The 13,071-nt window shown below is 71.3% G+C and carries 13 protein-coding genes; 7 read left to right on the forward strand and 6 right to left on the reverse strand.

The genetic code is table 11. The features are described 5' to 3' along the window. Positions 1-106: 106 nt before the first annotated feature. From ACFWXO_RS05310 to ACFWXO_RS05335, 6 genes are all read right to left on the reverse strand, one after another. On the reverse strand, positions 107-703 hold the full coding sequence (locus ACFWXO_RS05310) for a hypothetical protein (protein ID WP_380522409.1): 597 nt from the start codon (positions 701-703) through the stop codon (positions 107-109). Between the two features lie 118 nt (positions 704-821). Next, positions 822-1,073, reverse strand: coding sequence for a WhiB family transcriptional regulator (locus tag ACFWXO_RS05315; RefSeq protein ID WP_380522410.1), 252 nt, complete (start codon positions 1,071-1,073; stop codon positions 822-824). A gap of 38 nt (positions 1,074-1,111) precedes the next feature. Further along, positions 1,112-1,540 (reverse strand): hypothetical protein, encoded by a 429-nt coding sequence (locus ACFWXO_RS05320; protein ID WP_380522411.1) that lies wholly within the window; start codon positions 1,538-1,540, stop codon positions 1,112-1,114. A 91-nt stretch (positions 1,541-1,631) separates the two neighbouring features. Further along, complete coding sequence (locus ACFWXO_RS05325; RefSeq protein ID WP_380522412.1) at positions 1,632-2,129, reverse strand: ATP-binding protein; 498 nt, start codon at positions 2,127-2,129, stop codon at positions 1,632-1,634. An 85-nt stretch (positions 2,130-2,214) separates the two neighbouring features. Continuing rightward, positions 2,215-2,349: a hypothetical protein gene (locus ACFWXO_RS05330; RefSeq protein WP_380522413.1), complete on the reverse strand. Its 135-nt coding sequence runs from the start codon at positions 2,347-2,349 to the stop codon at positions 2,215-2,217. Positions 2,350-2,852: 503 nt separating this feature from the next. Next, positions 2,853-3,668: a hypothetical protein gene (locus ACFWXO_RS05335; RefSeq protein WP_380522414.1), complete on the reverse strand. Its 816-nt coding sequence runs from the start codon at positions 3,666-3,668 to the stop codon at positions 2,853-2,855. 305 nt (positions 3,669-3,973) lie between these two features. Here ACFWXO_RS05335 and ACFWXO_RS05340 point away from each other — a divergent pair, with 305 nt between their 5' ends. From ACFWXO_RS05340 to ACFWXO_RS05370, 7 genes are all read left to right on the forward strand, one after another. Continuing rightward, on the forward strand, positions 3,974-4,300 hold the full coding sequence (locus ACFWXO_RS05340) for a GntR family transcriptional regulator (protein WP_380522415.1): 327 nt from the start codon (positions 3,974-3,976) through the stop codon (positions 4,298-4,300). Between the two features lie 143 nt (positions 4,301-4,443). Further along, positions 4,444-5,583, forward strand: a complete 1,140-nt coding sequence (locus ACFWXO_RS05345; RefSeq protein WP_380522416.1) for an XRE family transcriptional regulator — start codon at positions 4,444-4,446, stop codon at positions 5,581-5,583. Then, on the forward strand, positions 5,580-6,161 hold the full coding sequence (locus ACFWXO_RS05350; RefSeq protein ID WP_380522417.1) for an isochorismatase family cysteine hydrolase: 582 nt from the start codon (positions 5,580-5,582) through the stop codon (positions 6,159-6,161). The genes ACFWXO_RS05345 and ACFWXO_RS05350 overlap by 4 nt, the downstream gene beginning before the upstream one ends. Continuing rightward, positions 6,158-7,039 (forward strand): FAD-dependent oxidoreductase, encoded by an 882-nt coding sequence (locus ACFWXO_RS05355; RefSeq protein ID WP_380522418.1) that lies wholly within the window; start codon positions 6,158-6,160, stop codon positions 7,037-7,039. The genes ACFWXO_RS05350 and ACFWXO_RS05355 overlap by 4 nt, the downstream gene beginning before the upstream one ends. Positions 7,040-8,080: 1,041 nt before the next feature. Further along, complete coding sequence (locus tag ACFWXO_RS05360; protein ID WP_380522419.1) at positions 8,081-10,423, forward strand: hypothetical protein; 2,343 nt, start codon at positions 8,081-8,083, stop codon at positions 10,421-10,423. Positions 10,424-10,608: 185 nt separating this feature from the next. Then, positions 10,609-11,475, forward strand: a complete 867-nt coding sequence (locus tag ACFWXO_RS05365; RefSeq protein ID WP_380522420.1) for a DciA family protein — start codon at positions 10,609-10,611, stop codon at positions 11,473-11,475. Next, the gene (locus ACFWXO_RS05370; RefSeq protein WP_380522421.1) at positions 11,468-12,865 is read left to right on the forward strand and encodes a replicative DNA helicase; all 1,398 of its coding nucleotides are present in this window, start codon (positions 11,468-11,470) and stop codon (positions 12,863-12,865) included. The genes ACFWXO_RS05365 and ACFWXO_RS05370 overlap by 8 nt, the downstream gene beginning before the upstream one ends. Positions 12,866-13,071 lie beyond the last annotated feature (206 nt).

The following is a 13,071-nucleotide window of genomic DNA, read 5'->3' on the forward strand; positions in this document are numbered from 1 at the left end:
CGTTGTTTTTCGTACCTGCGGGGGGGCGGGGGCTTCGTGGGGGGCGGCGGCCCCCCCCCCCCCCGGCCCCCCCCCCGGGCGGCGGCCCCGCCCCCCCCACGGCGGGTCAGGCGCGGGTGGGGGCGGTCCGGATGACGGCGAGGACGAACTCGACCGCCTCGGCCCAGGTGCTCAGGACGGCGGGCTCGCCAGTGGCCTCCACCGCGAGACGGCGGCTGGTGAGCTGGCCGAGCGCGGCCTCGGCGGTACGGTGCACCTCGTCGGGGTAGACGAAGTCGGCCTCCAGCTCGGTGAGCAGTTCGCGGGTGCCGGTGCTGATCCGCGTCGTCAGCAGGCGCAGCGTCTGCGGGTCGACCGCGCCCTCGGCCGGGCCGGGGCGCAGCACGGTGCTGGTGGCCCGCAGCCGGGTTCGCTCCGCGAGCTCCTCGACCAGGCCGAGCAGGCCAGCGCGGCCCTGGGCCAGGTCCAGCTGCTCCTTGGCGTTGGCGATCCGGGCGGAGGGGATCCGCTGGCTGGGGCGCTGGGCCTCGTCGTACGCGCGGTCGGCGTCGATCGCGGCCGCCTGCCGCTCCTTTCGGGCGGTGCGCCAGGCGAAGCGCCGGGCCGGGTCCTCCAGCCAGCGGCCCAGCACCACCAGCTGCGCCAGCGGGTCGGGGGAGTGCTCCATTTCCAGGTGGGTGGCCATCCAGGTCGGCTTGCTCACGGGGTCCTCCTATATAGGGGAGAGGGGGTGGGTGCGTCGGGCACCGTCGACCGCCGCCGCCCCGTACCCGGGGCTGGCCGAGTTCGGGGCGGCGGCGAACGACAACCAACCGACGTGGTCAGGCGGTGCGGGCACGGTTGCGGGCCGCGCGGCGCTTCATCGCGCGGCGTTCGTCCTCGCTCATGCCGCCCCAGACGCCGGCGTCCTGGCCGGTCTCCAGGGCCCAGGTCAGGCACTGCTCCATCACGGGGCAGCGGCGGCACACGGCTTTGGCCTCTTCGATCTGCAGCAGGGCCGGGCCGGTGTTCCCGATCGGGAAGAACAGCTCGGGGTCCTCTTCGCGGCACACCGCGCGGTGGCGCCAGTCCATCGGTTTCTCCTTCTTCTCTGTGTCGTGGGTGTTCGTGCTCATACGGTCTCGGGGAACCGGGCGGTGCGGGCGCGCTGGAGGAGGGCGGCGACGGTGTCGGGGTGGGTGGTCTCGTCCAGGACGTGGCGCTGCTCCAGGAGCGCGCCGCTGGCGGCCGGGGCGGCCAGCGTGCGCTCGGCCCAGAAGGTCAGGGCGGCGACGCCGGGCTCGGCGAGGACGCGGTCGCGGCGCTCGTCCCAGGCGGTGCAGTGCGTACGGATCCGGGTCTCGCCCAGGGTGCGCACGCTGATCTGCCAGGGCGACTCGGTCCGAATGGCGACGACCTCGTACATGTCGTTCCAGTAGCCGCAGCGGTAGATGCCGCCGACCTGCTGCGGGCCGAGCTGGCGGGCGACGTAGCGGCGGTAGGCGGCCTGCTCGCGCCGGGCCCTGACGGTCGATCCGGCGGTGGTGCTGGTGCTCTTCATGACGGCCTCCGGCCGGGAAGTTCACGGGCGCGCCCGCTGCGCCCCAGGCCGAGGTCCGGGGCGCAGCGGGCGCGAGGGGAGGGGCGGTCGGTCAGCTGGCCGCGCGGACGCGGCAGCGGATCTGCTTGCCGATCGGGGACGGCTCGATGGTCCAGCCGGGGGCGAGGATGTCGATCAGGGTCAGGCCGCGGCCGGACTCCGCCTCGGCGCTGTCGGGGGCGGTGTCGGTGCGACGCGGGGCGGTGTCGGCGAGCGGGTCGTGGACGGTGACGACCGCGTCGATCCCCCGGGAGCGGTGGACCTCCACGACCAGCGGGACGTGATCGCCGCAGGCCCGGATCGCGTTGCCGAGCAGCTCGGACAGGACCAGCTGCGCCGACTGCGCGGTCTCCAGGTCGACGCCGCTGGCGACCAGGACGGTCAGGGCCAGGGCCCGCACCGTGTGCACGGTGTCCTGGTCGGCGGTCAGGTGCGCGACGACGCCGCCCGGGCACTGCCGCAGGTAGAGGCCGGGGCGGGGCGAGGGCAGGACCGGGTCGTGCCCGGTCAGGCCCTGCGCGGTCCCGGCACCGCAGGCGGTCGCGTTCATCCCGTACCGCCCTTCGGCTTGTCGGACTTGGGCACCGGCTTCCCGCCGGCGAGGCTGCGGACGACCGCCAGGTCGGGCACGGAGGTCACCGCTGGCCACCTCCCCGGCGCTCCAGGGCCCGGCGCAGCAGCTCGTCGGCGTCCGGGTCGCTGTCACCCGGGGCGAGGGTGAGGTCGCGGCGTGCAATGATGTTGTGCAGCAAGGTCGTTGCCTCTCTCATAGGCGGCGTACTCGAAAGCCTCGGGAGGGCAAATCCCGAGGCCTTCGGCTTTCCCAGGGGCGGCTCCTGCCGTCCCCCGTCGTCACCACTGCGGGGCCGGAGTGGTGACGACGGGGCAATGCAGGGACGGCGACGGTCAGGCGGTCGGCCGCACCGCGGAGGCGGCCCTCCAGCCAGGTGGCACGGCCGGGTGGTGGCCGCCCCGCGAACGCAGGCCGTGCTGTAGGGGGCTGGCGTCGGCAACCATCTGCCTCTCGGTGGGCGTACGGGCCGGCCCGCGATACGTCGTCGAGCGTCCGGCCCACACCTCCAGGGCGACGGTCCTGTCCAGCAGGTCCTGCAGAACGCGTCGGGGCAGTCGGGCGTGAAGCACGGTTGATCTCCCGGGGGTATGCGAAGCGGCGGGCCCGGTCCCGGGCCCGCCGCAGGCGGATGAAGGCGTGTTAGAGGGTCGTCCAGGTCAGCTGCGAGCGGGCCGGGACACTAACCCGGTGCTCCGCGGTTCAGGAGGGTCGGCGCTTGCGCACCGGGTTGTTCGCGAGCGTCTGCTCGGCGGAGCGGCCCTGGGGCAGCGGGCGATCGCCCTCGGGCACCTCGATGCCATGGATCGGGGGACGTGCACCGGCCAGCGGCTCGCGGCGGGCGGTGTCGGCCTCGTCGACCGCGCGGCCGACGTCCTTCCAGGCCTTCGCCCGCACGGCAGGAGCGGTCCTGGTAAGGGCTCGCTCCTCGACGCCCCGTGCCGCCCGCTCGACCGCCTGCTCACGCAGCCGCTTCGGCTCCTGGTTCTGCCTCCAGAGGTACTCCACGTACAGGCGCTGCCCATCCCGGCACCGTCGGACCTCACCGGCACAAACCGAGCAGCGAACGCGGTGCTGCTCGAAGGCCGCTCGGGCGGAATCGGCGGTCGGCTCGACGGGTCGGAGCTGGGAGAGCGCCGGAACCGCCGGCGTCGGGACCTTGCGCAGGACCCTGGTCGGCCGACGAGCCCCCGCCTCCGCGGCCACCTCCGCCCGCTGCGCCGCCCACCGCTCGACGGTGAGGTCGGCGGTGATGCGGCGGTTGGTGTTGGCACACCAGCGGGTGTCGAGGGTGCCAGCCGGGTCGGTGTGGTGCGGGACCAACTTCGGGGTCGTGCCTCCCATGCCGGTGATCGGGCACCAGGTCTTGCAGGCGGGGCAGACGAGGTGCTCGGCGCCCGGGGTCAGCTCGATCTGGTTGTTCGGCAGGGAGGACAAGGCGAGGGGCGCGAGAGCGCTGATGTTCTTCGTGCGAGTGCGGCGCTTGCGCTTGCAGGCGACGTCGGTCGAGGGGGCCATCGGAAACTCCTTAGCTCGGAGTGACGAGGGGACGTGATGCTCTCTCCGCCACCGAGGCCGGCTGCTGCCGAGTCCTAGGGAGCGGACAGCGCATCAGCGCTGTTCCAGGACAGATGCTGTCGGGGGATTTCGATGGAGCTATCAACCCCGACGCAAGAGCGTCTGCCCTCCGCGGCAAGCCGCGGACGGTTGGTTCTGCGGGGGTTTCCCCCCGTCAGCCTCCATCAACTTACATAGGTCACCTAGTCATCGTCAAGTAACCTGGGTTATGCCATTTACGTGAGGAGGTGGCTACCATGACGGGCATGACCGAGCCTCAGCCCTACCGACGCGTCGAAAACGCGATCCTCGCCGACATCAGATCCGGCCACTTGCGCCCCGGAAGCAAGGTTCCCAGCGCCAAGGAGCTGGCCAGCATGCACGGCGTCGCGATCGGCACCGCGCAGAAGGCCGTCGGTTCGTTGAAGGACAAAGGCCTTGTCGTCACGGTTCAGGGGCTCGGCGCCTTCGTGTCTGACGTCTCGGCAGACCGGCCGCCGACCACCGAGGAGCGGCTGGCCGCACTCGAACGACGAGTTGTCGAGCTCCAGCAGGAGATCGACAAACTCCGAGGTGTCGGACAACCTGCGTAGCCTCCCCGATGCCGGTGTGCACCCCTCCGTGGGGCCATCACCAGGATGATCGGGAACAGTGACTGCGCGTGATGGGCTCCCGTGCGTACAGCGTGCGACCGGTGTGCGGGTGTCCACGGACAGAGCACGGAAGGAGTGGGAACGTGGGTGCTATCGATCAGTGGACCGGCCATGAAGCGACGCTGCTGCAGCGCTGGCTCCGAATGTCCGTAAGACAGTTCGCGGCACGCCTCGGCGTCAACCCGGCCACCGTGACGAACTGGCGGAAGGGAGGACGGAACGTCGTGTGCACCCACGAGACGCAGCAGATCCTCGACCGTGTACTAGACCTGATGCCGGCGGAGGACAGGAGCGACTTCCTCGCGCGGGTTCACCAGGACCTCGCAGGTCCCCAAGTCCGGGCTCTCGGCTCCGGCTTCACCGTGGTCTCGCACCAGTTCCTGCCTGTTCACCTCGGCCTTGATGCCAGTGCCCTGTTCCAGATTGCCGACTCGCACCCCTGCGGCCCGGCGGACCTGGAGCAACGCATCCTCGCGGTCCCCGGGACCAGGACCTCGATCCACATCTTCAAGTTCGGCATCGCGGTCGCACACCTCAGCGAGCAGCTGACGTTCAACAGCCTTACCGAACTGGCCCTCTGGCGTTACCGTTCGTACGGCCAGAATCGCGACTTGGTTCGAGGCCTGCTCGCGGACCTCGTCAACCGGCAGACCGGCGGTGCAGCACGGGGCATCCCGGTGCCGGAATACGTACTGTCGGTCTACGAACTTGGGGCACACCCATGGCACGGTGCCGACCTAGACACCGCGCTGCAACTGCTGGCGACACCATCGGTGCTCGTGGATCGGACCGACGACTCCAACCCGGTTCCCTTGGGCGCCGAGGTCGAGAGCCACCGGTTCACCGAGCGGTGGGCACACCCCGAGTCCGTCATGTTCCGTGGCGCGGTGTCACGCGGGGTCGCTGGCTGGTCCGGCATCGCCTACCGGCCCGAAGTCGGTGAACGGGCCCTGTCCATCGACGACATCGTGGCTCTGCAGCTCGACACCCAGGCGCTGTGGGCCTTGTCCGCCCACCTGCTGCGCCTGGTCGAGGAGGGACTCGATCCCGAGCTGCCGACGCCGTTCGGATGGCGCTGGCTCCGGGGTGCGCACAGCAGGTTGGTGTCAGCCCGGCCGACGGAGAGCGCTCAGCACCGGGCACTGCGTGCCGCAGTCATCGGTACCAACGACCTGTCCCAGCGGTTGCAGGACGCATGGGGTGCCTTGAAGGAGGTCTCGTGACCACCCGGTTCGCCGAGGTGCGGCAGGACTCTGCCGTCCTGGTAGCCGTCGACGTGCAGGCCGGGTTCGTGCGGGAGTCGAGCGAGCACGTCGTGCCGACGATCGCCCGCCTGGTGAAGGCCTGGCAGCTCAGCGGTGGGGCGACGGTCATCGCCACCTTCGCCAATGCGGAGGGCTCGCACTACGAGCGGATCAGCGGCTGGACACGCCTCCGCTCGCCGCAGGAGCAGGCGCTGGCCCCGGAACTGGCGCCTCTGGCAGCCGCTGCCACCCAGGTCGTCAAGAAGACCACGTCCAGCGTTTTCAAGGCGCCCGGTGTGCTGGAGCTCTTCCGCACCAAGGGGTGGACGGACGTACTCCTCTGCGGGATCGATACCGACAGCTGCGTGCTGGACACCGCGACCGACGCCTACCAGTACGACATCACCCCCTGGCTGGTGACGGACGCGTGCGCCTCCTCCGGGGGACTGGAGTACCACGACGCAGCCCTCCTCCTTGCCCGCCGGAACCTCGGCGGGCACCTGCTCCTCACCGCCGACGACGTCCACCGCACACTCTCCGCAGGATGGCTCCAGTGACCCGCACGACCCAGCTGCTCATCGTCGGCGCCGGCCCTGCGGGCTGCCTGGCTGCCACTACGGCGGCCAGCGTCGGCATGACCTCGCTGCTGATTGATCCGTCACCAGTTCCCGGCGGCACGCTCTGGCGTATCGGGCACCTCGCCAACTGGCCCGGCTGGACGGACGGCCTGAGCTACGCCCGCACCCTCGGCCAGACGTTGGCCGGGCTGGACGCCCACTGCTCGTACCTCCAGGGGACCGTGGTCAGGGTCGAACCCGGCGACAACGAGGTCCGGGCCGTCCTGTCGGACGGCACCAGCGTGGTGGGGGAACTGCTGGTGGCAGCGACCGGCGTGCACACGGCGGAGGCAACCGAGGTCCCGTGGATCACGTGCGCGCAGGCCCTCCCCCAGCTCACGGGCGCGTCACCCTCGGACCTCGGAGCCCTGACCGTCGTCCTGGGCGGGGACAGGCCTCTGGGGACATGGCTTCGGACTCACCGGGACACCGACCAGAAACTCACCGTCTGTCACCCCGCCCGAGACACCTATAAAGTCGACGAAGTGCGCGCGGATCCACGTGTACAGCTGCACCCGGTGCGGGCGGTCCGCGTGACCGGTTCGGGGCCCTTCGAGCTGGACGTCCTGCTGGCCGACGGCTCCCAGGAGACGGTGGAGGCCGATTCGGTGGTCACCAACGTCGGCACGGTGCCGACGTCGCTGCCGGGCTTGGCGGCTGGCGAGGACGGGTTCTGCCCTCCTGCGATTCAGCATCCGCGCGTCCTCACGGCGGGTGACCTCTGTGCCAGGGACGGCCAGCGGGTCGCCACTGCGGTTGGCAGGGGAACGGACGCCGCACTCACCTTGTACTACCGCTTCCTGCGGCAGGCGGTGTGATGAGCGGTCAAGCCCGACACACGAGTGATCGCAGTGCAAGGGCATGCCCGCAGTGGGCTCCGGTGGGTTTAGGATCAGGTGCGGACCGTTACTGGCTGGTGGGGGGTGGAAGCCCCGCTGGACGGTGCGAGACGCAAAAGGTGAGGCCCCGCAGCATCCGCGGCGGGGAATTTGTGGAAGTCCCGCCGGACTCGGTTGCCCGGGGCCGGTGAGCCAGGAGCTGTGTGGTAGCGGCTCGACTGGCTCGGTAGCTACACCTTTAGCTAGAGGAGGTGTGCGCTGTGATCCAGCGTACCCGTTGGACGGCCCGCCGGCGCAATAGCCGTCGGCCGATGTCGCGCGGCTCACTACCGTGCCCGGCCGCTGCGGCCGAGTACTGGTCCACGTCTTCCCTGTTCGGTGGCATTGTCCGCTCGGCAGGGGTCACCCGTTCGCGTGTCGCCCGTGTTGAGGGCTTGATCCGATCGGGTTGCGTCTCGTTCCGTGTCGTCAGGAGCGAGCGGTTCGCTGTGGCCGCTGCGAGCGGCCTGCCTGTGGGGGTGGGGATGACCTAGGCCTGCGGGGGCGGCGCCTCCATCCGCTTGTCCTCCTTGCAGGGAGGTATTGCGGTGGCGCCGCCCGGGAGCTCGACCGGTAGCAGCCGGTGTCGCGCCCAGATCGTCCTCGTGAGGGACCGCCCTGCCACGGGCCTGTCGCCTCGTACCTCATTCGGTTCACCAGAACCAGCTCAGCCCCACCGGGGCTTTCGCATGCCCTCCTAATGACCTCCCAGGAGAACAGGGCCATGATGCAGCACAGTGCTGCCCAAATCCAGTCCGGCATCCCCGCATGCCGGCAGAACCGTCCGTTTTCGGCCTTCCCGGCTGTGCGGGCGTGTCGCATGGTGCTGTCGGCCGCCCCTCGGGGTGTCCGGTGAGCGCGCACGCGATTTTGGCGTCCCGTCCTCCCGTTCCCGGGCCTCGTCCGGCGGCGGGTCGCCGGTGGCTTCGTGCTGTCCCGAGCCAGCGGGAGTCGCCGGAAGCGCTGCTGCTGGGCGAGCCGATGCGTGTCCGGCTGGAGGCCGCGGTACGGGCGCTGCTGGCCGACGAGTCGGTCGTCGGGCTGCCGGATGCAGCACGGCTGGCGGCGGTCGTCCTGCTGGCCAAAGGCTCGGTGGAGTGGGGGGTGACCACGCTCTGGTCGGGTGAGCTCGCCCGCTGGCTGGGCGTCAGCGTGTCCATGGTCAGCCACAAGGTCCTCCCGCCGCTGCGGGCCCGGGGCGCGGTCCAGACCCGCGAGCACGTGAACGAGGACGGGCACGTGGTCGCGCTGGACCTGCGCTTGGAGGCGGTGGCGCGGGTGCGCCATGCCCGCGACCGGCTGCATCCCCTCGCGCTGACCCGCGATGAGCTGGCCACCCTGCTGCGGCTGTGCGAGGCGTTGTTCGGGCCTGGGTGGGAGCCGACGGGCAAGCCGGCGATCCCGCCGGGCCTGCTGGCCGAGCGGGATCGCCGGGGGCACGGAGCGGCAACCGACCGGCTCGCTCTGCTGCTGCTGGTCCTGTCGTGCCGCGAGGACGGCTGGCTCAAGCTGTGCTCGGGCTCGTTGAAGGCCCCGGAGCTGGGCCGCGGCGCGGCCACGCTCGCCCTGCTCCTGCGCGGCGGCAAGTCGAAGGTCTCGCCGGTGCTGGCCGGCCGGGTGCTGGGGCGGCTCCAGGCGGAGGGCCTGGTCGAGGTGGAACTGGAGGACGGCGGCAACGGTGTGCCGACCGGCAAGGTGCGGTTGCTGCCGGTCGCCGAGAAGCGTGCCGAGGTCCGAGCGGCAGCGAGGAAGCCGGCCCCCCGCGGCACGGTGCGCCGGGCGGCGAAGCGGACGGTAGAGCCGGTCGAGCCGCCCGCCGCTGCGGCGGCCGCGAAATCGGAGGACTCCCGTGAGCCCGAGGCCGCGTCTTCGTCGGCTCCGGAGAGTGCCGACGGGGATCTTGGTCAGTCGCAGGAGCCCACTGTCGACCCGGAAGGCCCGCGACCTGCGGAAATGGCAGACGGTGTAGACGATCCGGCGGATTCTGAGAGTGCCGACTTCCACGCTCCCCACGCTCTGGTGGCTGGTGTTGGTGGTTGTGCTGAGGAGGTGGATGGCTTGTCCGGCGCTTGCGCCGTTGGGGTGACCCACCGTCGGCCGGAGCGCGCGGGTGCGCGCGAGGATGCCCAGGTTGCTGGCGTGCCCGCGCTACGGCTTGTCATCGCTGGCCCGCTGCGCGGGGAACAGCAGGGCACGACACCCTCGAACACCCAGGGGACGGGCACCTTCGGGGCCTCCGACTGCCTGCCGACGCGCTCTGCCGCGATCCCGGCCGGGCTGGAACCGGTGACCTCGCTGTGGCTGAGCATCACCAGGGACCACCCTCGTCAGCTGGTGCTCGCGGCCGTCGCCCGGGAGCTCGACCGGCTGGCCGGCTGGACCCAGCCCGAAGGCGCCCTGCGGGCCATGCACCGGCGCTTGGAGCGGCGCCTCGACGCCGAGGGGGGTCCCGCAGGCGTGCGCGACGCGGTGGCCTGGCTGCTCGGAAGGGGCTTGCCCCAACGGCGGCAGTGCGGACACCGGGCCTGCGACGACGGATTCCACAGTGCGACCGGCACGATGTGCGAAGGCTGCACCGAGGCCTTGGCGGCCAAGCGAGCGCGACGCCGGGCGGCTGTTCGCGACGTCGTCCTGGCCACGCCCGAGCTGTCCTTCGAGGACCGCAGCCGGCTCATCGAGCAGCACCTGAGCGCCCGCGCTACCGCGGCTGCCGAGCAGCACGTGGCGCAGCTGGGCGCCCGTCTGCGCCGGGAGGCCGAGGCAGCCGAGCGGGCCGCTCGGCACGAGGCCGAAGCCCGGGTGGTTCCGTGTGCCGACTGCGGTGCCGCGCTGGCGCGGGGTCTGTGTGCGTCGTGCGCGACGGCCCGGGAGACGCAGGCCGTGGTCGAGGAGTACGTCAACCTGGCGCTCGCCTTCCGCGCCGACCTGCGCGACCACCGGAGCTGCCGCAAGGTCTTCGACCAGGCGAACGGCGAGCTCACGGCGGCGATGCGCGAGGCCGTACGCGAGGCCGAGGACCAGGGAGTGGCGGACCCTCACGGGGTGGCCTCCAGCAACCGGTTCACCGCCCAGGTGATGGCGGAGAAGATCCGGGAGGAGGCACTGGCATTCCTGGCCCGGACCTCGACCGCCGATGCCGAGGCCGCACAGGCCTGGGAAACGGAGCAGCAGCGCTACGCGGATCGCCAGTGGGCCCGGGCGGCCGGGGACCGGGCCGCGGCGCAGGCTCGGCAGCGGAGCGCGCGGTGGCTCCTGGAGGAGCGGTTGGACGCGGTGCGCGGGATGTGGGCCGGTCGTCCGGCCCGGATTCCGGGGCGCCCGTGACCGGGACCGCCGTCGTCGGACCGCCCACGCGAAGGGTTCCCGCGGCAGCGACCACCGGGGAGAGCGCCACGGTGCTCCGGCGTGCGTCCGAGGGCACCGTCGCGGTCCTGCTGGGACAACCCGTGGCGCACGGTCATCGATCAAGTCGGTCCGCTGGACGGGGGATTCACGGGATGATGTCTGCCATGCAGCAGCGCCTACCGCACCAGGGGCCTGGGGATGCCGTCAGGCCGTCAGGCCCTGACCTGGCCACGAGCCTTCTGCGGACCTACCGCCGGCAGGCCAGGTTCGGCCGTCTCGGCCACCCCGCGGGGGCGGTTCAGCCGCAGCAACGTCGTCCGCGCCGCAGCCCGCCCGAGCTGCTCGGCGACGTGCTCCTGGCCGACCTCGCCCAGATCGACCGCTCCCGGCTCACCGTCCAGGGTTTGGCCTGGGGCAAGGTGGTCGGCCGCGACATCGCGGCGCACGTGCAGCCGGCCGGGTTCGACACCGAGACCGGTGTCCTGACCTTGGCCTGCGACTCCGAGGCCTGGGCGAAGCAGGTCCACTGGCTCGCCCGGCAGTTGACCGCCCGCCTGAACTTCGAGTTCCCCGGCACCGGGATCCTCAGGATCGAAGCGGTACGCGCCGTCGCCGACCCGCTGGAGACCCTCACCATCGACCGCACCCTCCAGGCAGGGCGCCCGACAGCGCCCTGGGTGGGACCGGACCACGACCGTGCCGACACCGCCGCGCGCCTTCGAACGGCGATCGGCAGGCTCGCCGAGGCGTCCACGGCCCTGGTGAGGGAACGCGAACGCCTCCTCGGCGTGCCGGCCGGGTGGCTGGACGGCCCGGAGAACCTGGGCCCGCCGCCCGCCGGGCCCATCCGGCCGGACCCGAACCGCCTCAGCACGCAACCCGGTCCGCGGGCCCCGGGCGGGCCCTCACCCACCACCGCCCAGCAACCCCCACCTTCTCCGGCCGGCTGGAACAGCTTCGGCCCGCTCCGGTCCCGCCCGGCCGAAGGCCCATCGTGGCGCAGCACGTCCAGGAAGGACACCCATGGATGACTCCCCGCCCCCCGCCGACACCGAGCCCGACACCGTCGGACAGCTCGGCGACGACGACCTCGACCGGCCCGGCGCCACCGGTGACGCCGGCCAGGCCGAACGCGAGGAACGGGCGCTGCTCGCGGCGATGATGCAGGCAAGCGACCTGGCCGGGGACGTTGCCGCACTGCTGCGCGCCGAGGACTTCCACTCCCCCGCCAACGGGCTGATCTTCCTCGCCGTCCTGGACCTGCTCCACCAGGGCGTCGACCCGGACCCGGTCGCGGTGGTCCAGCAGCTCGAAGCCAACGGAGACCTGGAGCGGATCGGGGGCCAGCAGTACTTTGACCTCGTTGCCGGGAGCGATGCCAGTGCAGGGCGCGCGGTCAAGCGCGCGCACCGGATCCGACAGGAGGCCATGCGCCGGCGGCTTCGGCGGGCCACCTCCTTCATCGACCGGGCCCTGGCCAGTACCGCGTCCGTCGACGACGTGATCGCCCTGGCCGAGCGTGAGGTACTCACCGCCACCGACCCGGACCACCGCCTCGGCATCCCGCTCCTGGCGGACGTCCTGGAGGACGCCTTGGACGTCGTCGAGGCCGTCGGCAGTCGCGGGAGCGCGCGCATGCTCGGCCTCCCGACCGGGTTCCCCGCCCTCGACGCGTTGACCGGCGGCCTGCAGCCCGGCCACCTGATCGTCATCGGTTCCCGGCCGGCCATGGGAACCAGCACCCTGGCCCTGGACTTCCTGCGTGCCTGCACCATCCACTGCAAGGTGCCGGCCGCCCTCTTCACGCTGCAGCTCGGCCACAACGAAGTCGCGATGCGGCTCATGGCCGCCGAGGCCAGGGTCCCGGTGCACCAGATGCGCAGCGGCACGATGGACGACGACAGCTGGACGCGAATCGCCCGGCGGATGCCCGACATCACCCAGGCGCCGCTGTACATCGACGAGTCCGCGACGACGCTGACAGAAATTCGCTCGAAGTGCCGCAGGTTGAAACGAAAAGCGGGGATCGGGCTCGTCGTCATCGACCCCGTTCAGCTTCTGAACTACGGGCTGCGCCAATTCTCCAGCCGATACGAGGAAATCAACGAGACATCCCGTCACCTCAAACTCATGGCGAAAGAGCTTCAAATCCCGGTAGTCGCGGTCTCCAAGCTGAACAGGAGCCCGGAGCAACGACTCGACAAGCGACCCCAGCCTCACGACCTGCGCGACTCCGGAACCCTGGAGGACGATGCCGACCTGCTGATCCTGCTCCACCGGGACGACGCCTACGAAAGAGAATCCCCCAGGGCGGGCCTGGCCGATCTGATCGTGGCCAAACATGTCCACGGGCCTCCGGCGACAATCGAGGTCGCCTTCCAAGGGCACTATTCGAGATTTGTCGACATCGTTCCTGATTGATATCCACCCCACCCGTTGCAGGGTCCCAGATTACGCGGCCAACTAACGGTCGATGGCCAAGCGATGGCAGATCTGACACGAATTTGAGATTGGCAGGCCAGGCCCTCCACCTACATGGGTGAGCGGGCCTGCTGCCGCCCCGCTCCGGAATCTGCGCAGACAACTGTCCGGAACAGGTGTTCCAGCTCACCAACGGCTCCGTGCGA

Source organism: Kitasatospora sp. NPDC059088, assembly GCF_042738155.1.
Lineage (GTDB): Bacteria > Actinomycetota > Actinomycetes > Streptomycetales > Streptomycetaceae > Kitasatospora.

Excerpts from the sequence above, each read along its gene's own strand:
- ACFWXO_RS05315 (WP_380522410.1), bottom strand. The coding sequence starts at position 1,073 with ATGGACTGGCGCCACCGCGCGGTGTGCCGCGAAGAGGACCCCGAGCTG.
- ACFWXO_RS05320 (WP_380522411.1), bottom strand. The coding sequence starts at position 1,540 with ATGAAGAGCACCAGCACCACCGCCGGATCGACCGTCAGGGCCCGGCGC.
- ACFWXO_RS05325 (WP_380522412.1), bottom strand. The coding sequence starts at position 2,129 with ATGAACGCGACCGCCTGCGGTGCCGGGACCGCGCAGGGCCTGACCGGG.
- ACFWXO_RS05330 (WP_380522413.1), bottom strand. The coding sequence starts at position 2,349 with ATGAGAGAGGCAACGACCTTGCTGCACAACATCATTGCACGCCGCGAC.
- ACFWXO_RS05335 (WP_380522414.1), bottom strand. The coding sequence starts at position 3,668 with ATGGCCCCCTCGACCGACGTCGCCTGCAAGCGCAAGCGCCGCACTCGC.
- ACFWXO_RS05340 (WP_380522415.1), top strand. The coding sequence starts at position 3,974 with ATGACCGAGCCTCAGCCCTACCGACGCGTCGAAAACGCGATCCTCGCC.
- ACFWXO_RS05360 (WP_380522419.1), top strand. The coding sequence starts at position 8,081 with ATGCGTGTCCGGCTGGAGGCCGCGGTACGGGCGCTGCTGGCCGACGAG.
- ACFWXO_RS05365 (WP_380522420.1), top strand. The coding sequence starts at position 10,609 with ATGCAGCAGCGCCTACCGCACCAGGGGCCTGGGGATGCCGTCAGGCCG.
- ACFWXO_RS05370 (WP_380522421.1), top strand. The coding sequence starts at position 11,468 with ATGGATGACTCCCCGCCCCCCGCCGACACCGAGCCCGACACCGTCGGA.